The organism is Bacillus sp. JK74 (genome assembly GCF_053663395.1).
This window is the reverse complement of sequence record NZ_JBSJQB010000009.1, coordinates 1-18014: the sequence shown is the minus strand read 5'-3', so window position 1 is coordinate 18014 and position 18014 is coordinate 1. Positions and strand designations below refer to the sequence as shown.

Genomic DNA, 18014 nt, shown 5'->3' with positions numbered 1-18014 from the left:
TAAAATTTCCTCCTTATGTGGTTATAGCGGAATAACCTCCCACGAATAAGGGTTGCGAACTTGTGAAAACTCGCAACCCGACAAGAAACAAATTAATCCTCGATAACGATACCCATACTGCGGGCAGTACCTTCAACCATGCGCATTGCCGCTTCAACGTCTGCTGCGTTTAAGTCAGGCATTTTCGTTTCAGCGATTTCGCGAACCTTATCGCGCTTAACGGTTGCCACTTTATTACGGTTTGGTTCACCAGAACCAGACTCAATTCCAGCTGCTTTTTTAAGTAATACTGCAGCAGGCGGAGTTTTTGTAATAAATGTAAATGAACGGTCTTCGTAAACCGAAATTTCAACAGGAATGATTAAACCAGCTTGGTCAGCTGTACGAGCGTTAAACTCCTTACAGAATCCCATGATATTTACACCGGCTTGACCTAGTGCAGGTCCAACTGGCGGCGCTGGGTTAGCTTTTCCAGCAGGAATTTGCAATTTTACAACTTTTACTACTTTTTTAGCCACGAGACACACCTCCTTAAGTCCGTGATGTGGTAATAGGGTAAACCCTCCCACTCAAGGTTTCATTCTTTATATGAATGACGAAATATCAAGCTAGCTGCCTTGGATTAGTCCAAGACGTACCTTTGCTATATTATCATTAATATATAGCAATTTCAAGTTTTTTCACATTACAATTTGTCGATCTGGGTAAATTCCAGCTCAACCGGCGTTTCACGGCCGAACATGTTAACGAATACTTTCACTTTGCTCTTATCATAATCAATCTCTTCAATTGATCCTGTAAAGTTGGCGAAAGGTCCGTCTATGACTTTGACTGTCTCATTCAATTCAAAATCAATGTCGGTTTTCCGCTCATCCATGCCCATGCGTTTTAAGATGGTTTCCGCTTCGCCAGGAAGAAGCGGAGTCGGCTTTGAGCCTGAACCGGCTGATCCGACGAATCCGGTAACGCCCGGCGTGTTGCGGACCACATACCAGGAATCATCAGTCATGACGATTTCAACAAGCACATAACCCGGGAACACTTTCTTTTTGACTACTTTTTTCTTGCCGTTCTTAATATCAGTCTCTTCCTCTTCAGGGACGACAACGCGGAAAATTTTATCCTGCATTCCCATTGATTCCACACGTTTTTCAAGGTTCGCTTTTACTTTGTTTTCATAACCGGAATACGTATGAACAACATACCAATTCTTTTCCATTCTATCAGGACTCTGCAGTCCTTCCCTCCCCGCATTTAAAAATGAAGTGTAAAACAAAAAATAGGCTCAGAGCCTATGAATCCTTTTTTCAACACAATAAAAAACCCGCTGAACGGGTTTTGGCAAACGATATTATGATCTATTATAGCACGTATTGCTGATCATTATTCAACTATTAAACGAATTAATTGAGAAATTCCTGTATCAAGGAGGGCAAAAAAGATAACAAAAAAGATAACCGTTGAAATCACCGTGATCGTATAGCGCGTTAACTCTTTGCCTTTAGGCCAGCTAACCTTTTTCATTTCTTTCCCAACATCTTTAAAGAAACTCATCATGCGCATGTAAAAGACCTCCACAATTTAAAAAGCGAACACTATTTTGTTTCTAAATGAGCTGTATGTGAATTGCAAGTGCTGCAGTACTTCTTAACTTCTAACCGCTCAGCCGCTGATGCAGAGCTTTTCATTGTCGTATAATTACGATTTCCGCATGTTTTGCATGCCAGCGTAATCTTTTTTCTCATGTCGTTACACCTTTTCCTAAACAATCATTTATCTTAATAAAATAGCACAGTCAGAAAAATTCTGTCAATATGACACAGAAACCTGCTACAGACTGATTTCTCTTATTTCCAAATACTTTTCAAGCTTGCGCTTCACGCGCTGCAGGGCATTATCGATTGATTTTACGTGTCGGTTTAAGTCATCTGAAATTTCCTGGTAACTTCTTCCGTCCAAGTACAGAACAAGCACCTTTCTCTCCAGATCGCTCAGCAGTTCTCCCATTTTCATTTCGATGTCATCAAATTCTTCCTGATTAATAATCATCTCTTCAGGATTTAACGTTTTAGCGCCTGAAATGACATCAAGCAGTGTTCTGTCAGATTCTTCATCAAAAATAGGTTTGTCTAAAGAAACATAGGAATTTAAAGGAATGTGTTTCTGACGGGTAGCTGTCTTTATTGCGGTAATAATCTGGCGGGTAATGCATAATTCTGCAAAAGCTTTAAATGAAGTAAGCTTGTCCTCTCTAAAGTCTCGGATAGACTTATATAAGCCTATCATCCCTTCCTGTACAATATCTTCTCTGTCGGCCCCTATTAAAAAATAAGACCTTGCTTTCGCCCGTACAAAATTACGGTACTTCGTAATCAAGTAATCTAACGCATCACTGTCCCCAACATGAACCTTTTCAATGACCTGCTCGTCCTCCAACTGGCAAAATTGCACTTTGTTGAACTTTCCCTTGCTGTTCTGTAGATTCACTGCGATCCCCCCGGCGCACGTAGATAGAAATATTATACATTAATGGGCGAAAAAGCGTCAACCTAATCCAGACCGCCTCGGCGCCACTTTTCAAACGTTTTCAAAACCTCTTCGGACAGCTCGATTTTCCCCGGTGGTTTTTCAGAAGTGATCTTTGAAACCCGCCTTTGAATCCGCCGTTCTATCGTATCCACTTCCCTCAGAAGCTCCCGGGCGGATTTGCGGAGAGCCCCTTGTCCGAAAATCGCCCACTGCTCCGTATAATCGGAGGTTGCGACATGAATCTGTGTCGCAATATTATTCAGTGCCTGGGCAAGCTTCTCGATCCGCTCATCCGCCGTCTCATTCTCCCGTGTAAAAATCACTTCGACTCTGTGATTCGTTTGTTTTTTCTCTATGCCTTTTACCAGATGTGCGTCAAACACCACAATGACTCTGATTCCCGTGTAGGACTGATACTCCGCCATCTTCTGGATCAGTACATCTCTCGCTTCTTCAAAACTGTTCGCTTTTAAATCCTTTAGCTGCGGCCAAGCTCCAATCATGTTGTATCCGTCTACTAACAGGATGTCCATCTGTCTTCATTCCCCTAAAGGATTGCGCTTCCGGTAGACTTCATACATGAGAAGGCCGGCCGCTACCGACGCATTCAGAGACGTGACTTTTCCGGCCATCGGAAGTTTAATGAGAAAATCACATTTCTCTTTCACAAGCCGGCCCATTCCTCTGCCTTCGCTTCCGATAACGAGCGCCAAAGGCATCTTGCCGTCCATAGAGCGGTAGTCTTCCCGGGCGGATGCATCCGTTCCGACGACCCAAATCCCCCGCTCCTTCATTTCATCAAGTGTCCGGGCAAGGTTGGTCACCTTCACGACGGGGATGTGTTCAATCGCACCGGTCGAAGCTTTTGCGACCGTCGACGTCAGTCCGACCGCTCTGCGTTTCGGAATCACAATGCCGTGTGCACCGACAGCGTCAGCCGTTCTCATGATGGAACCGAGATTATGAGGGTCTTCCAGCTCGTCCAATATGAGAAAGAAAGGCTGTTCGTTTCTCTCTTCCGCTCTTTTATATAATTCGTCTAATTGTGCATATTCATATGCCGCCACCTGGGCGACAACACCCTGATGCTGCCCCTCCACCATCTGATCAAGTTTTTTCCTCGGTACAAATTGAATGGTGACGCCGCGCTTTTTAGCAAGCTCCATAACTTGCTGCGCCTGTCCTTTTACTGTGTTTTCCGCCATCCATAACTTATACAGCTTGCGATCTGACTTTAACGTCTCAATCACAGCGTTTTTTCCTATGACGTAATCATGTTGCTGACTCATTTGTTTTCCTCCCTGACGTCCCGACTTGTATAGCCTCAGCAATCAGCTGATTCAGTCTTTCTTCTCTTTTCTCAAGAAAAAGGTATCCGAGTAAAGCCTCAAAAGCTGTACTATGGCGGTACGTCTGTACATCTGTGTTTTTAGGCGTCGTCCCTGATTTCGCGTTTCTGCCTCTTCTCAGCACGGCTTCCTCTTCCTCCGTGAAAAAGGATTCGTCCTGAAGGCGGAACAATATGTCTGCCTGTGATTTTGCCGATACAATCCGGCTCGCCTTCTTATGAAGGTCATTCGGTTTCGTAAAGCCCTGCTTAAGCAGGTGATGCCGGACGTATATTTCAAAAATGGCATCACCCATATAAGCGAGCGCAAGACCGTTTAACTGCTTTGAATCTTTGATTTGTTCAAATTGAAGCATCCGCTTATTCTCCCCGCTTCCAGCGAGTTCCCTGGGCCGTATCTTCAAGAATGATATTCATGCTTTTCAGCTGATCGCGAATCTGGTCTGACAAAGCAAAATCGCGATTGCGGCGGGCTTCATTTCTCTTCTCAATCAACTCTTCAATCTCTTCGTCGACAAGCTCTTCTTCGCCGAGCGTAAGTCCGAGAACAGATCCGATTCTGTCAAACATGCTGATAAAGGCTTTAATCACGTGATCCGCCGTATTGTCTTCCTGCATGTAGTAATTGGCGAGCTTCGCCAGATCAAACCAAACGGAAATCGCATTCGCCGTATTAAAATCATCATCCATTGCTTTTTCAAACGCAGTGCGGTGCTCTTCGATTTTAGCGAGCCATTCCTCATCATTGTCAGTCAGATTCGTGCTGCTAATCAAACGATGGTTTAAATTACTGTATGCCGTCTTCAGGCGGTTAAACGCGTTTTTTGTTTTCTCAAGCAGCTCTTCCGAATAGTTGATCGGGTGGCGGTAATGAACGGACAGCATGAAAAATCTCAAAAGCTGCGGGTCATATTGCTTAATGATATCGTGCACCAAAACAAAGTTGCCGAGCGATTTTGACATTTTCTCATTATCGATATTGATATATCCGTTATGAAGCCAGTATTTTGCGAATGTCTTGCCTGTTAATGCTTCAGATTGCGCGATTTCGTTTTCATGGTGCGGGAATGTCAGGTCCTGACCGCCGGCATGAATATCGATTTCGTCACCCAAATACTTTTTCACCATTGCGGAGCATTCAATATGCCAGCCCGGGCGGCCTTTTCCCCAAGGGCTATCCCAAGAAATTTCTCCGTCTTTAGCAGCTTTCCAAAGCGCAAAGTCCAGCGCATCCTCTTTCTTCTCGCCGACACGGATACGCGCGCCTGATCTGAGTTCATCAATTGATTGCTGAGATAGCTTGCCGTAGCCTTCGAAGGCCCTTGTTTTGAAATAGACGTCGCCTTCTGATTCATAAGCGTAGCCTTTTTTAATCAGCTCGCTGACAAATTCAATAATGGCGTCCATGTTTTCCATGACCCGGGGGTGAAGATCCGCTTTCCGGCATCCGAGGGCGCCCACGTCTTCAAAATACGCTTTAATGAACCGTTCAGAAACGGTCGGGACGTCCTCGCCGAGCTCGTTGGCCGCCTTAATCAGTTTGTCGTCAACATCGGTGAAATTCGATACGTATTGAACATCGTATCCTTTATACTCCAAATAGTTGCGTACGGTATCATACACAATCGCCGGACGGGCGTTTCCGATATGAATATAGTTGTATACAGTCGGTCCGCACACGTACATTTTTACTTTGCCTTCCTCAAGAGGAACGAATGTTTCCTTTTTCCGTGTCAATGTATTATAAAGTGTAATGGTCATTTTTGGTTGATCCTTTCTTTTTTATCTTCCAGTTCAGCCTGCAGTTCAAAAATCTGCTGCTCCAATGCTCTAAACCGGTCAGCAACCGGATCGGGCAAGTCTTGGTGATTGAGATCGCGTTTGATTTTTCTTCCGTTCTGAATGACGACTTTCCCCGGTATGCCGACAACGGTCGAAAAGTCGGGAACATCACGAAGCACAACGGAGCCGGCCCCTACTTTAGAACCCTGCCCGACCGTAATAGAGCCGAGCACCTTCGCTCCGGTTGCAATTAAAGCATCATCTTTTATGGTCGGATGCCGCTTTCCCTTTTCTTTTCCCGTCCCACCAAGAGTGACACCTTGGAATACCGTCACGTTATTGCCGATTTCACATGTTTCCCCTATGACGACCCCCATACCGTGATCAATGAAAAACCTTCTCCCGATGGTCGCGCCGGGATGGATTTCAATTCCGGTAAAGAAACGGGCAATCTGTGATATCAGGCGCGCCAGGAAGAAAAATCTCCGTTTATATAAAGCATGTGCAATCCGATGCGCCCATATAGCATGTAAACCAGAATAAGTTAAAACAACTTCGAAATAGCTTCTTGCTGCCGGATCTTGATCGAACACTGTATCTATGTCTTCTTTTAGCATTTTAAAAAACACATGCTTCCCCCCATTCTCTCCCCGCTCCAGTCTGTTTTTCCGCCTATAAAAAAAGCGCCTCTGCATGTAAACATGACAGAGACGCTTTTACCGCGCGGTTCCACTCTGTTTGAAAAACAAGTCACTGTTTTCCCAACTTAAAAGCCGGTAACGGCGGCGGCCGCCTTTAAATACTGATTTCCGCAGAAATGTTCTTCAAAGGTCTTAAGGGCGCACTTCTAAAACATGACGCATGAATCTCTCTCAGCCGACGAAGATTCTTTCTGTAATGGTCATTGTTTTATACTCTTCCCTGTCAACAATCGTATATTTAAATGCTTTTCAGGCGTCTGACGGCTGTTTCTCTGCCGATCAGCTCAATGGCCTGCGGAAGCTCCGGACCGTGTGTCTGACCGGTAACCGCTACACGAATCGGCATGAACAGCTTTTTGCCTTTATGGCCTGTTTCTTTCTGAACAGCTTTGATTGAGGCTTTGATCAGCTCAGGCGTAAATTCTTCAAGCTCTTCAAGCTTCGCAGCAAATACGCTGAGCACTTCAGGCACCTGTTCTTCTTCCAGAACGGCTTTTGCCTCTTGATTATACTCGATCTCATCTTTAAAGAACAAATCAGTCAGCTCGACAATTTCAGCGCCGTAGCTCAATTGCTCATGGTAAAGAGAGATTAATTTACGAACCCATTCCTGCTCCTCGGCAGAAAGCTCAGTGCCGACTTTTCCTGCTTTTTGCAGGTGCGGCAGAGTCAGCTCAACCACTTGATCAAGATCCAGCGCTTTGACGTATTGGTTGTTGACCCATTTCAGTTTATGCATATCAAACAGAGCCGGTGACTTAGACAAACGATTTACATCAAAAATTTCAATGAATTGTTCTCTTGTGAAAAGCTCTTCTTCACCGACGGGAGACCAGCCGAGAAGTCCGATAAAGTTAAACAGCGCTTCAGGCAGGTAACCCAGCTCATCATACTGCTCAATAAACTGGATAATTGATTCATCACGTTTACTTAATTTTTTGCGGCTTTCGTTTACGATAAGCGTCATATGTCCGAAGACAGGAATATCCCAGCCGAATGCCTGGAAAATCATGATCTGTTTCGGTGTATTTGAAATGTGATCCTCACCGCGGAGCACGTGCGTCATTTTCATTAAGTAATCGTCAATCGCGACAGCAAAGTTATACGTCGGTGTTCCGTCTTTTTTGACGATGACAAAGTCGCCGATGCCGTCTGATTCAAAAGAAATCTCGCCTTTTACGATATCGTTAAATGCGATGATTTTCCCTTCCGGCACGCGGAAACGGATGCTCGGCTGTCTGCCTTCGGCTAAAAACTGCTCCTGCTCTTCCTGAGTCAGGTTTCTGTGTTTGCCGGAATAGCGCGGCATTTCCCCGCGGGCGATTTGCTCTTCACGTTCTTTCTCAAGTTCTTCTTCCGTACAGAAACATTTATAAGCAAGCCCTTTTTCAAGAAGCTCTTCATAGTACTCTTTGTAAATGTCGTTACGCTCAGACTGGCGGTACGGGCCGTATTCTCCGCCGACATCCACACTTTCATCCCAGTCCATGCCGAGCCATTTCAAATAGTTGAGCTGGCTTTGCTCTCCGCCTTCAATATTTCGCTTTTTGTCCGTATCCTCAATCCGGATAATAAACTTTCCGCCTTGGCTGCGGGCAAATAAATAGTTAAAAAGCGCCGTTCTGGCGTTACCGATATGCAAATGTCCGGTCGGACTCGGTGCATAACGAACGCGTACTTCATTTCCCATGTTCAAATACTTCCTTTCATCTCGTCTGTAGCCTCTAGCCGAATATATGTATCTATTCTACCACCAAATAGACCCGGCATCAAAACAATGATCAGGCTTTTTGGATCAGAACGGTTGCCTGAGCGGCAATTCCTTCGGCTCTTCCGGTAAACCCGAGCTTTTCGGTCGTCGTCGCTTTTACGTTTACTTGAGAGACGTCCGCCTCAAGGCCTTCAGCTATCCGTTTTCTCATAGCATCAATATGCGGCGCCATTTTCGGCTTTTGCGCAATAATCGTGCAGTCTATATTTCCGAGTACGTACCCTTTTTCTTTTACAATGTTCCAGACATGCTGAAGCAGCTTAAAAGAATCCGCATCTTTGAATTCCGGATCAGTATCCGGGAAATGTTTGCCGATATCTCCTTCACCTGCCGCTCCGAGACACGCGTCTGCGACTGTATGCAGCAATACATCAGCATCTGAATGTCCGAGCAGCCCCTTTTCATAAGGAATTTCAATTCCGCCGATGATGAGCGGACGGCCTTCCGTTAATTGATGCACATCAAATCCTTGTCCGATTCTAAACATTATGATTCCCACTTTCCGCTTTCATGATTGCTTCCGCAAATATCAGGTCATCCGGCGTTGTCAGCTTAATATTGGTATAGCTGCCTTCAACGATACTCACCTGATATCCATCAAGACGCTCGACGAGGCTGGCGTCATCCGTACCTAAGAAGCCTTTGTTTTCCGCTTCCATATGCGCCGTCTTCAATAAAGAAAGACGAAAAGCTTGCGGCGTTTGAACGGCCCACAAGCTTGAACGGTCAAAGGTCTCCGCAGCCCGGGAGCCTTCCGCCCGTTTTATCGTGTCTTTCACAGGAACAGCCAGGACAGCCGCTCCCGCCTCCTCTGCTGTTTCAACGAGCTTATCGATATGCTGATGTGTGACAAACGGGCGCGCTCCGTCATGAACAAGGACGACCGATTCCTTATCAATCACTTTCAGTCCTTCGTATACACTGTGCTGACGCTCCGCACCTCCGGTAACAAGCTCAATTTCCGTCTGAATCGGACATTGGGCCAGCAGCTGGCGAAAATCTTCCCGTTCACTCTCGTTTATCACCAGGATTATTTTCTGACAGGGTGCGTGGCTTTCAAAAACCCGCAGTGTGTGCATAATAACAGGCGCACCTTTTAAGCTGATGAACAGCTTATTTTTCCCGGCCTTCATCCTTTTTCCTTGTCCGGCAGCCGGAATAACGACAACATACTCCATATGAACTCCCTCTTAAAGAGCTTTCTCAAGCAGCTTGGGCTTGGCAAAAATCATTCGTCCCGCCGCTGTCTGCAGTACGCTGGTTACGAGCACATCAATATGTTTCCCTATATAATTGCGGCCTTCTTCCACAACAATCATCGTGCCGTCATCCAAGTAAGCCACACCTTGATTATGCTCTTTCCCGTCCTTAATCACCTGCACATTCATCTCTTCGCCCGGAAGCACAACCGGCTTCACCGCGTTTGCAAGGTCATTAATATTCAGTACTGCAACCTTTTGAAGCTCGCATACTTTATTTAAATTAAAATCATTCGTCACAACGACGCCGGAAGTCAGCTTCGCAAGTTTGACAAGCTTGCTGTCAACCTCCTGAATGTCTTCGAAGTCGCCTTCATAAATTTCAACCGTAATATCCAGTTCCTTTTGAATGCGATTCAAGATATCCAGTCCGCGGCGTCCTCTGTTACGTTTTAAAACATCTGAAGAATCAGCGATATGCTGTAATTCCTCCAGCACAAATTGAGGAATGACAATGACGCCTTCTAAAAAGCCCGTCTGACAAATATCTGCAATTCTCCCATCAATAATAACACTTGTATCCAAGATTTTCAGCCTTTTATCCTGTTCTTCCTGCTCCTCATCAGCACTTCCCTTTTTCTTCTGCATTCTTGCAGAAATGGAGAAAAGACTGATCAGTTCATCCTTTTTCTTAAATCCGACTTGGAAGCCCAGATAACCGAGAAAGAAAGCCAGAAAGACCGGAATGATGGTGCTGAATATACGGTACGGAATATTGTCCAGCGGAATCACGTTTACAATGAGATATGCGATGATAAGTCCAAAAACCAATCCGAGACTCCCGAATAACAGATCCGGCACCGGAGCTCTCAGCAAAGAATCTTCAATCCATTTTACCCAATTAATCACATATTCTGTCGTCCATATACTGATGAGAAAAAAGATAATAGCACCAATTGCAGCAGACGTATATGCGTTTGTTATTAAAGGTATGTCCTGTATATTTGACAGCACAAACAATTCAGGTATTAAAAAGATACCGACAACGCCGCCCACAATAATGAAGAACGCCTGAACTATTCGTTTTAACATACCTCCACCTCCTTTTAAGTAGCATTTTTTCAGCAGACTGTCAGAGCCTACAAATTCAGAATAAACAAAAACTAACAATAATATACCCGGATTCCGACAGGTTTAAGCGATACTTAAAGCTGTCTATCTATATAGTGTTTTTCCTGAAGGCGTTTTAAGCCTTTTTTGATTTTTTGGGCGCGCACTTCGCCGATACCCTCGACATCATCAAGCTCTTCTACAGTGGCTTCCGTTATGCTTGGCAAAAATCCGAACGCCTCAACCACATTTTCAACAATCGGCATCGGCAGACGCGGAATTTTGTTCAGCAGCCTGTATCCTCTCGGGAGCACATAATCATCAAGATTCGTAGAAGCCGGATATCCAAGCAGTTTAAACAGAATGGAATCATCAAGCAGATCATAGCTGGACATATCCTGAAGCTCTTTTAACAGCACGAACGGATCTTTGATTTTTTCTTTGACATAGTCTTTGATGAAAAGTGCCGCCTCTTCTTCCATGTCCGTAATCAGTTCAATCACCTGCAGACGGATTAAGTGTCCTTCCGTTCCGAGTTCTTTAATATACATATTGATTTCATTTTTTATTCGAAGCACCATTTCATACCGATGCATGACAGACAGCACGTCACTGAATGTCACAAGCTCCTCAAACTCTAATGCGTTTAAAGCCGTAATCGTTTTGTCTAAAATGGTTTTATACTTCTCTAGCGTTTGAATGGCCTGATTTGCCTTTGTTAAAATAAAACCTATGTCCTTTAGTGTGTACTTCATGCTGTCCTGATATAACGTAATGACATTTCTGCGCTCAGAAATGGCGATGACGAGACAGCCGGTCTGCTTCGCCACCCGTTCCGCCGTACGGTGCCTCATTCCCGTTTCTGAAGAAGAAATGGTCGCCTCCGGCATAAGCTGCGTATTCGCATAAAGAATTTTCTGGCCGGAATCACTTAAAATAATGGCACCGTCCATTTTGGCCAGCTCGTATAAGTGAGCGGGCGCAAATGATGTATTAATATGAAAACCGCCATCCACGACTTGCTTTACCTTATCATTGTATCCGACAACAATCAGGCCGCCTGTATTTGCCCGAAGTACATTCTCTATCCCGGCTCTGAGCGGGGTGCCCGGTGCAACGAACTGCAGAATTGCAGACAGGTCAAGCTCTTGTTTCGCCCCTTTTTTCTCTTTTTCCATCTATTATGATCCTCCTAATGAAGTACGAAGCGCTTCAGCAACATTTGCTACTCCGACAACCTCAATCCCTTTTGGTATTGTCCACCCGTCTGCATTCGCCTCAGGTATGATCATGCGCTTGAAGCCGAGTTTCGCCGCTTCTTTTACGCGCTGTTCGATTCTTGACACCCTGCGGACTTCTCCTGTCAGTCCCACTTCACCGATAAAGCAATCTGCGGGATTCGGCGGTGTATCTCTGAAGCTTGAGGCAATGCTGACGGCTACTGCCAAATCAATCGCCGGTTCATCCAGTTTGACCCCGCCGGCGACTTTTAAATATGCATCTTGATTTTGAAGCAAAAGACCCACCCGCTTCTCAAGCACAGCCATAATTAACGATACCCTGTTGTGGTCAATGCCTGTAGCCATGCGGCGCGGGTTTCCAAAACTGGTCGGTGATATGAGCGCCTGGATTTCAACCAGAATCGGTCTCGTTCCTTCCATTGATGCAACGATACTCGAACCCGATGCCCCGGCAGAACGCTCTTCCAAGAAAATTTCAGAAGGGTTGAGCACTTCCGTAAGCCCCTCTTCCCGCATTTCAAAGATGCCCATTTCATTTGTTGAGCCGAACCGGTTTTTTACAGCCCGCAAAATACGGAATGTATGGTGCCGCTCTCCTTCAAAGTATAGAACGGTATCGACCATGTGCTCAAGCAATCTCGGCCCTGCGATCGATCCTTCTTTTGTGACGTGTCCGACGATAAAAATAGGTATGCCGTTTGTTTTCGCGATTTTCATCAATTCGGCCGTACACTCTCTTACTTGTGATACACTGCCGGGAGCCGAGGTGATATCACTTTGGTAAACGGTCTGAATGGAGTCTACGACAACAAATGCGGGTTTCATCTCTTGTATAGCAGACGAAATATACTCCATATCGGTTTCAGATAAAACATGTAACATTTGGCTGTTGATTCCAAGTCTGTCGGCGCGCAGCTTCGTTTGCTTCACGGATTCCTCCCCTGAAATGTAAAGCACGCTGCCGGCCGTATCTGCTAATTGTGCGGATACTTGGAGAAGGAGCGTTGATTTTCCGATCCCGGGATCGCCGCCGATCAATACTAACGAGCCTTTCACAACGCCGCCGCCAAGCACTCTGTTGAATTCTTCGAGCTTTGTGTGAACGCGGGGTTCTTCTGATGTTTCAATTGATGTAATGGGTGATGGTTTCTGGACGGTTTGAACGGAGTGGGAGAAAGCCGCCCGCCGATTCGCCGGCGCTTTTTTTATGGTTTCTTCCACCATTGTATTCCAAGCCCCGCAGCCCGGGCACTTTCCCATCCATTTTGCGGATTCATAACCGCATGAGTGGCAGATGAATTTTGTTTTTGATTTAGCCATATATGTTGTAAGACCTCTTCCTTATCAAATATTTCTCTATATAACAAAGTGAGGCATACACTCGCTTACGTATGCCTCATGTTTGTCACTATATTAGTTCGTTTTAGCAGTTGTTTTTACGACAAATTCGCCGTCCTCAACATCAAGAACAATGTGCTGGCCTTTATCAATATTGCCTCTGAGGAGTTCTTCTGATAACCGGTCCTCCACATGCTTTTGAATCGCTCTTCTTAACGGACGTGCGCCGTATTCCAAATCGACGCCCTCTTCTGCTACTTTTGCTTTTGCAGCATCCGTCAGCTCGATAGAGAGATCTTGTTCTTTCAGACGTTTTGTTAACTGATCAGACATAAGCGACACGATGTCTGTAAGATGTTTTTTCTCAAGGGAGTGGAAGACGATAATTTCGTCAATCCGGTTGATAAACTCAGGTCTGAAGGCACGCTTCAGCTCTCCCATGACTTTGTCTTTCATATCTTTATGGTTTTGTGATTCATCCTGGACATTGAAGCCCACATATTTGTTGCGCTTCAGCTCGCTCGCCCCGACGTTTGACGTCATAATCAGGATCGTGTTGCGGAAATCCACAGTGCGTCCTTTTGAATCAGTCAAGCGTCCGTCTTCAAGCACTTGCAGGAGAATGTTAAACACATCAGGGTGCGCTTTTTCAATTTCATCAAGCAATACGACAGAGTAAGGTTTTCTTCTCACTTTTTCTGTCAGCTGGCCGCCTTCATCATAGCCGACATATCCGGGAGGAGAACCGACAAGGCGTGAAGTCGAGTGTTTCTCCATGTATTCGGACATATCCACTCTGATCATCGCTTCCTCATCACCGAAAATGGATTCCGCCAGCGCTCTTGCCAGCTCTGTCTTCCCAACGCCTGTAGGGCCTAAGAAGATGAATGAACCAATCGGACGTTTCGGGTCCTTCAGTCCGGCTCTTGCACGTCTGACAGCTTTTGCAACGGCTACAACGGCTTCATCCTGGCCGATGACGCGGGAATGCAGAATGCTTTCCATATTGAGAAGCTTATCTGTTTCCGTTTGGGCAATTTTAGATACGGGCACCCCGGTCCAGCTGGATACAACCATCGCGATATCCTCTACAGAAACTTCGGAATTCTCCTGGCCTTGTTTTTCTTTCCACGTTTTTTTCGTGTCTTCCACCTGTTCTCTCAGGCGCTGCTCCGTATCACGAAGAGAAGCCGCTTTTTCAAACTCCTGGCTCTGAACGGCAGCGTCTTTTTCCTTGCGAACTTCATCGAGTTTCTGCTCAAGCTCTTTTAAGTTCGGAGGCGTTGTGAAAGAACGGAGACGCACTTTTGAACCGGCTTCATCAATTAAATCGATCGCTTTATCCGGAAGGAAGCGGTCAGAAATATAACGGTCGGACAATTTAACCGCCGCTTCGATCGCTTCATCGGTAATGGATACGCGGTGATGGGCTTCATACCGGTCACGGAGCCCTTTTAAAATTTGAATGCTTTCATCGGCTGACGGCTGATCCACCTGAATCGGCTGGAAACGGCGCTCGAGAGCCGCGTCTTTTTCGATATATTTACGGTATTCATCAAGCGTTGTGGCACCGATGCATTGAAGCTCTCCGCGGGCCAGTGAAGGTTTTAAGATATTCGATGCGTCAATCGCACCTTCTGCTCCCCCTGCTCCGATCAGTGTATGCAGTTCGTCAATGAATAAAATAATATTGCCGGCCTGACGTATTTCATCCATTACTTTTTTCAAGCGGTCTTCAAATTCTCCGCGGTATTTCGTACCGGCTACAACCGTACCCATGTCTAATGTCATTACGCGTTTATCACGTAATATTTCCGGCACTTCATTATTGATGATCTGCTGTGCAAGGCCTTCAGCAATCGCAGTTTTACCTACACCCGGTTCTCCGATAAGAACGGGATTATTTTTCGTTCTGCGGCTTAATACCTCAATAACACGCTGAATTTCTTTGCTTCGCCCGATAACCGGATCAAGACTGTCTTCCTTCGCAATCGCAGTTAAATCACGCGCCAGACTGTCAAGCGTCGGCGTGTTTGCATTGCTGTTGGTACCGGATGCAGAAGATCCCGTCTCATTGCTTCCCAGAAGCTGCAGCACTTGCTGTCTCGCTTTATTCAAGCTGACACCTAGATTATTCAGAACCCTCGCCGCCACGCCTTCTCCTTCACGAATCAATCCGAGAAGTATGTGTTCTGTTCCCACATAAGAATGTCCTAGCTTTCTGGCTTCATCCATGCTGAGCTCAATGACTTTTTTTGCTCTTGGCGTATAATGAATCGTTTGAGACATTTCCTGTCCCCGTCCGATTAAGCTCTCCACTTCTTTCTGAATTTTATCCGAACCGAGCCCGAGTGCTTGGAGTGCTTTAGCCGCAATCCCTTCTCCTTCACGAACCAGACCTAATAAGATATGTTCAGTTCCAATATTGTTATGGCCTAAGCGCAGTGCTTCTTCCTGTGCCAGTGCCAATACCTTTTGAGCTCGCTCTGTAAACCTTCCAAACATCATATCGAATCATCCTCCTGTCTATTTGCACTCATTTCTAAATGCAGCCTTTCCCTGATAAGAGCCGCTCTTCTCGCGTCTCTTTCGTTCGGCCGTAATGCACCGCCCGAATATTGCTGGAGAAAACCCGGCTGTGTCAAAATCATCAGTTCATTAAGTATATTGCTTGATAGCCCTTTAATGATCCCCAGGTCTATCCCCAGCCGAACGTCAGAAAGGCATTTCGCCGTTTCCTTTGATTCAATCATACGGCAGTTGGATAAAACGCCGTAAGATCTGAATACCCGGTCCTCCAATTCAATTTTCGAAGTTTGGTAAAGCGCTTCTCGGGCTGAACGTTCCTGCTCAATCAGCTGGGCAGCCACACTGTTTAAATCATCTACAATGTCCTGTTCTGATTTTCCGAGTGTGATTTGATTTGAAATTTGAAAGATATTTCCTAATGCTTCGCTGCCTTCACCGTAAATTCCTCTAACAACTAAGCCTAATTGGTTAATTGCCGGTATAATTCGATTCATTTGCCTAGTTAATACAAGACCCGGCAAATGCATCATGACTGAAGCCCTTAGTCCCGTCCCTACATTTGTAGGACAGCTTGTTAAGTACCCTCTCTTCTCTCCAAAGGCGTAATCCACTTTCTCCTCAATCCAGTCATCAACCTGGTTTGCCGCTTTTATGGCATTGAGAAGCTGGAAGCCGGGGAAGAGGCATTGAATTCTGATATGATCTTCTTCATTTAACATAATGCTGACTTCTTCATTTTCAGAAAGCAGACAGCCGCCAAAAGGAGATTCCGTTAAATTCGGGCTGATCAGATGTTTCTCCATCAGCACCCGTTTTTCCAAAGGCTGAGCTTCACTCATTCTGATTAAATGAAATTGACCGATATCAGGCAGTTCCTTACCTGAAAAATGATCTTCGAATTGCTGAATGATGGATGAGGCTTCTTCATTCGTATACCGGGCGGGAAACTTTATATTTTCAAAGTTTCGGGCCAACCGTATACGGCTGCTGAGTACAATGTCACTTTCAGGTCCCTTTTGCTTCATCCAATTGCTTAGTGCGTCCTGAATAAAATGCTTGAGCGACATTACCCTTGTTCCCCCTCACTGTCTGTACTTTTTAATTCCTGCTCTAACGATCGGATCTGATCCCTGACCTCCGCTGCTCTTTCAAACTCCTCGTGGTGTATTAAAGATTCAAGTTCTTTTTTTAACATTTCCATTTGCCGTCTTACATGCAGGTTTCCGCCTATTCGTTTTGGAATTTTCCCGGCATGCACCGTATTCCCGCTGTGAACTTTTCGCAAGATCGGCGTAATTTGGCTGTAGAACGTATCGTAACATTCCGCACAGCCGAAACGCCCTGTTTTTCTCAGCTGCTGAAACGTCATACCGCATTTCTTACAAGCTGTCCCTTGCTCTGAGTAGCCGAACATTTGAGAACCGGTGTTTTGAAATGAGGACTCCATATTCAGCAGCCCTGATAATAAATTATGAATCGAGAACCCTTGGTTTCCACTTATACTGTATGAATCGCTATTTTCTTTTGCACATTGTTCACAAATATGAACTTCTTGCTTTTCTCCATTAACAACTTTCGTAAAGTGAAAAGTGGCCGGTCTCTCATTGCATTCTTGACAAATCAATCTTTTCACCCGCTTACTTTAGTTTTAAAGATGTGAGCATTGCTTTCATCATTCTGGCTCTTAGTTCATCCCGTTCGGGCAAATCAATATATAGAACTGAACGATCCATTACACTCACCATCATTTTAGCTTCTCTTTCCGAAATAACTCCGTCCTCTAACAGTCTGAGAATAATGTCATCAGAGGCTGCCTGGGACAAGTGGGTATGAATCTGCGAAATAATATTATTGATGAGGACGACTTCGTTATTCATTTTAATTTTGATAATACGAATATAACCGCCGCCTCCCCGTTTACTTTCAACAATATATCCTCTTTCACTTGTAAATCTGGTGTTGATGACATAATTTATTTGGGAAGGAACACATTGAAATTTATCAGCGATTTCACTGCGTTTGATCTCTAAAATTTCTTTGCCATTTTGATCTAATACTTGTTTCAAGTACTGTTCAATGATGTCAGAAATATTATGTCCCACTCAACCCCCTCCTTTATTGACTTTGACTATATTTGACTTTAATCTTACTATAAGGTGTTTCGCAAAATTTTTCAACTGTATCGCTCTATCTCTATTATTTCCACTTTGCACAAGCATAAAACCTGCTTTTGCAAAAAGGCATATCGTTACGTTTCTCATATTATATAACGTATGCAGAAAAACACAAAAAAGGCAGCTCATGATGAGCTGCCTTTACCGAAATGATAGCTTGGCGGCGTCCTACTCTCACAGGGGGAAACCCCCGACTACCATCGGCGCTGAAGAGCTTAACTTCCGTGTTCGGCATGGGAACGGGTGTGACCTCTTCGCTATCGCCACCAAACCATTGAGAGTGTTCTCTCAA

Annotated in this window: 20 protein-coding genes, 1 rRNA gene and 1 other annotated feature; all 21 genes read right to left on the bottom strand. The window is 45.1% G+C overall.

Features of this window, described 5'->3' with window-relative positions; all coding sequences use genetic code 11:
* Nucleotides 1–92: 92 nt before the first annotated feature.
* Nucleotides 93–518: a 50S ribosomal protein L11 gene (gene rplK / locus ACWJJ5_RS18470; protein ID WP_003156430.1), complete on the bottom strand. Its 426-nt coding sequence runs from the start codon at nucleotides 516–518 to the stop codon at nucleotides 93–95.
* A gap of 167 nt (nucleotides 519–685) precedes the next feature.
* Nucleotides 686–1219, bottom strand: a complete 534-nt coding sequence (nusG, locus tag ACWJJ5_RS18465; RefSeq protein WP_003156423.1) for a transcription termination/antitermination protein NusG — start codon at nucleotides 1217–1219, stop codon at nucleotides 686–688.
* 164 nt (nucleotides 1220–1383) lie between these two features.
* A complete protein-coding gene (gene secE / locus ACWJJ5_RS18460) occupies nucleotides 1384–1563 on the bottom strand; it encodes a preprotein translocase subunit SecE (RefSeq protein WP_003156422.1) in 180 nt (59 codons plus the stop codon).
* A 32-nt stretch (nucleotides 1564–1595) separates the two neighbouring features.
* Nucleotides 1596–1745 carry a 50S ribosomal protein L33 gene (gene rpmG, locus ACWJJ5_RS18455; RefSeq protein ID WP_003156421.1) on the bottom strand — a complete coding sequence of 50 codons (150 nt, stop codon included), beginning with the start codon at nucleotides 1743–1745 and terminating at the stop codon, nucleotides 1596–1598.
* 85 nt (nucleotides 1746–1830) lie between these two features.
* Nucleotides 1831–2487, bottom strand: a complete 657-nt coding sequence (sigH, locus tag ACWJJ5_RS18450; protein WP_003156415.1) for an RNA polymerase sporulation sigma factor SigH — start codon at nucleotides 2485–2487, stop codon at nucleotides 1831–1833.
* A gap of 62 nt (nucleotides 2488–2549) precedes the next feature.
* Entirely contained in the window at nucleotides 2550–3062 is a 513-nt protein-coding gene (gene rae1 / locus ACWJJ5_RS18445; protein WP_003156414.1) for a ribosome-dependent mRNA decay endonuclease Rae1/YacP, read from the bottom strand.
* A 6-nt stretch (nucleotides 3063–3068) separates the two neighbouring features.
* Nucleotides 3069–3818: a 23S rRNA (guanosine(2251)-2'-O)-methyltransferase RlmB gene (rlmB, locus tag ACWJJ5_RS18440; protein WP_003156413.1), complete on the bottom strand. Its 750-nt coding sequence runs from the start codon at nucleotides 3816–3818 to the stop codon at nucleotides 3069–3071.
* Nucleotides 3802–4233 carry a Mini-ribonuclease 3 gene (locus tag ACWJJ5_RS18435; RefSeq protein ID WP_003156412.1) on the bottom strand — a complete coding sequence of 144 codons (432 nt, stop codon included), beginning with the start codon at nucleotides 4231–4233 and terminating at the stop codon, nucleotides 3802–3804. Before ACWJJ5_RS18435 ends, rlmB begins: the two co-directional genes overlap by 17 nt.
* Nucleotides 4234–4237: 4 nt before the next feature.
* Nucleotides 4238–5638, bottom strand: coding sequence for a cysteine--tRNA ligase (gene cysS, locus ACWJJ5_RS18430; protein ID WP_454022608.1), 1401 nt, complete (start codon nucleotides 5636–5638; stop codon nucleotides 4238–4240).
* Nucleotides 5635–6288, bottom strand: coding sequence for a serine O-acetyltransferase (gene cysE / locus ACWJJ5_RS18425; protein ID WP_003156410.1), 654 nt, complete (start codon nucleotides 6286–6288; stop codon nucleotides 5635–5637). Before cysE ends, cysS begins: the two co-directional genes overlap by 4 nt.
* 74 nt (nucleotides 6289–6362) lie before the next feature.
* Nucleotides 6363–6596, bottom strand: a binding site (T-box leader).
* Nucleotides 6597–6598: 2 nt separating this feature from the next.
* On the bottom strand, nucleotides 6599–8050 hold the full coding sequence (gene gltX / locus ACWJJ5_RS18420) for a glutamate--tRNA ligase (protein WP_015388783.1): 1452 nt from the start codon (nucleotides 8048–8050) through the stop codon (nucleotides 6599–6601).
* A 91-nt stretch (nucleotides 8051–8141) separates the two neighbouring features.
* Nucleotides 8142–8618 carry a 2-C-methyl-D-erythritol 2,4-cyclodiphosphate synthase gene (gene ispF, locus ACWJJ5_RS18415; RefSeq protein ID WP_003156407.1) on the bottom strand — a complete coding sequence of 159 codons (477 nt, stop codon included), beginning with the start codon at nucleotides 8616–8618 and terminating at the stop codon, nucleotides 8142–8144.
* Complete coding sequence (gene ispD, locus ACWJJ5_RS18410; RefSeq protein WP_025650291.1) at nucleotides 8611–9309, bottom strand: 2-C-methyl-D-erythritol 4-phosphate cytidylyltransferase; 699 nt, start codon at nucleotides 9307–9309, stop codon at nucleotides 8611–8613. The genes ispF and ispD overlap by 8 nt, the downstream gene beginning before the upstream one ends.
* 12 nt (nucleotides 9310–9321) lie before the next feature.
* Nucleotides 9322–10422 (bottom strand): PIN/TRAM domain-containing protein, encoded by a 1101-nt coding sequence (locus ACWJJ5_RS18405; protein WP_003156403.1) that lies wholly within the window; start codon nucleotides 10420–10422, stop codon nucleotides 9322–9324.
* 113 nt (nucleotides 10423–10535) lie between these two features.
* Nucleotides 10536–11618, bottom strand: coding sequence for a DNA integrity scanning diadenylate cyclase DisA (gene disA / locus ACWJJ5_RS18400; RefSeq protein WP_003156401.1), 1083 nt, complete (start codon nucleotides 11616–11618; stop codon nucleotides 10536–10538).
* 3 nt (nucleotides 11619–11621) lie between these two features.
* Complete coding sequence (radA, locus tag ACWJJ5_RS18395) at nucleotides 11622–13001, bottom strand: DNA repair protein RadA (protein ID WP_014416742.1); 1380 nt, start codon at nucleotides 12999–13001, stop codon at nucleotides 11622–11624.
* Nucleotides 13002–13094: 93 nt separating this feature from the next.
* Nucleotides 13095–15527 (bottom strand): ATP-dependent protease ATP-binding subunit ClpC, encoded by a 2433-nt coding sequence (gene clpC, locus ACWJJ5_RS18390; protein ID WP_007410388.1) that lies wholly within the window; start codon nucleotides 15525–15527, stop codon nucleotides 13095–13097.
* Nucleotides 15524–16615, bottom strand: a complete 1092-nt coding sequence (locus ACWJJ5_RS18385) for a protein arginine kinase (protein ID WP_003156398.1) — start codon at nucleotides 16613–16615, stop codon at nucleotides 15524–15526. Before ACWJJ5_RS18385 ends, clpC begins: the two co-directional genes overlap by 4 nt.
* Entirely contained in the window at nucleotides 16615–17172 is a 558-nt protein-coding gene (locus tag ACWJJ5_RS18380) for a UvrB/UvrC motif-containing protein (RefSeq protein WP_003156397.1), read from the bottom strand. The genes ACWJJ5_RS18385 and ACWJJ5_RS18380 overlap by 1 nt, the downstream gene beginning before the upstream one ends.
* A gap of 13 nt (nucleotides 17173–17185) precedes the next feature.
* The gene (gene ctsR, locus ACWJJ5_RS18375; RefSeq protein WP_003156396.1) at nucleotides 17186–17650 is read right to left on the bottom strand and encodes a transcriptional regulator CtsR; all 465 of its coding nucleotides are present in this window, start codon (nucleotides 17648–17650) and stop codon (nucleotides 17186–17188) included.
* A gap of 227 nt (nucleotides 17651–17877) precedes the next feature.
* Nucleotides 17878–17993 (bottom strand): 5S ribosomal RNA (rrf, locus tag ACWJJ5_RS18370).
* Nucleotides 17994–18014 lie beyond the last annotated feature (21 nt).

Excerpts from the sequence above, each read along its gene's own strand:
- clpC (WP_007410388.1), bottom strand. The coding sequence starts at position 15,527 with ATGATGTTTGGAAGGTTTACAGAGCGAGCTCAAAAGGTATTGGCACTG.
- ispF (WP_003156407.1), bottom strand. The coding sequence starts at position 8,618 with ATGTTTAGAATCGGACAAGGATTTGATGTGCATCAATTAACGGAAGGC.
- nusG (WP_003156423.1), bottom strand. The coding sequence starts at position 1,219 with ATGGAAAAGAATTGGTATGTTGTTCATACGTATTCCGGTTATGAAAAC.
- ACWJJ5_RS18435 (WP_003156412.1), bottom strand. The coding sequence starts at position 4,233 with ATGCTTCAATTTGAACAAATCAAAGATTCAAAGCAGTTAAACGGTCTT.
- secE (WP_003156422.1), bottom strand. The coding sequence starts at position 1,563 with ATGCGCATGATGAGTTTCTTTAAAGATGTTGGGAAAGAAATGAAAAAG.
- rpmG (WP_003156421.1), bottom strand. The coding sequence starts at position 1,745 with ATGAGAAAAAAGATTACGCTGGCATGCAAAACATGCGGAAATCGTAAT.
- ACWJJ5_RS18405 (WP_003156403.1), bottom strand. The coding sequence starts at position 10,422 with ATGTTAAAACGAATAGTTCAGGCGTTCTTCATTATTGTGGGCGGCGTT.
- ispD (WP_025650291.1), bottom strand. The coding sequence starts at position 9,309 with ATGGAGTATGTTGTCGTTATTCCGGCTGCCGGACAAGGAAAAAGGATG.
- rae1 (WP_003156414.1), bottom strand. The coding sequence starts at position 3,062 with ATGGACATCCTGTTAGTAGACGGATACAACATGATTGGAGCTTGGCCG.
- rlmB (WP_003156413.1), bottom strand. The coding sequence starts at position 3,818 with ATGAGTCAGCAACATGATTACGTCATAGGAAAAAACGCTGTGATTGAG.
- radA (WP_014416742.1), bottom strand. The coding sequence starts at position 13,001 with ATGGCTAAATCAAAAACAAAATTCATCTGCCACTCATGCGGTTATGAA.
- disA (WP_003156401.1), bottom strand. The coding sequence starts at position 11,618 with ATGGAAAAAGAGAAAAAAGGGGCGAAACAAGAGCTTGACCTGTCTGCA.
- ACWJJ5_RS18385 (WP_003156398.1), bottom strand. The coding sequence starts at position 16,615 with ATGTCGCTCAAGCATTTTATTCAGGACGCACTAAGCAATTGGATGAAG.
- cysS (WP_454022608.1), bottom strand. The coding sequence starts at position 5,638 with ATGACCATTACACTTTATAATACATTGACACGGAAAAAGGAAACATTC.
- gltX (WP_015388783.1), bottom strand. The coding sequence starts at position 8,050 with ATGGGAAATGAAGTACGCGTTCGTTATGCACCGAGTCCGACCGGACAT.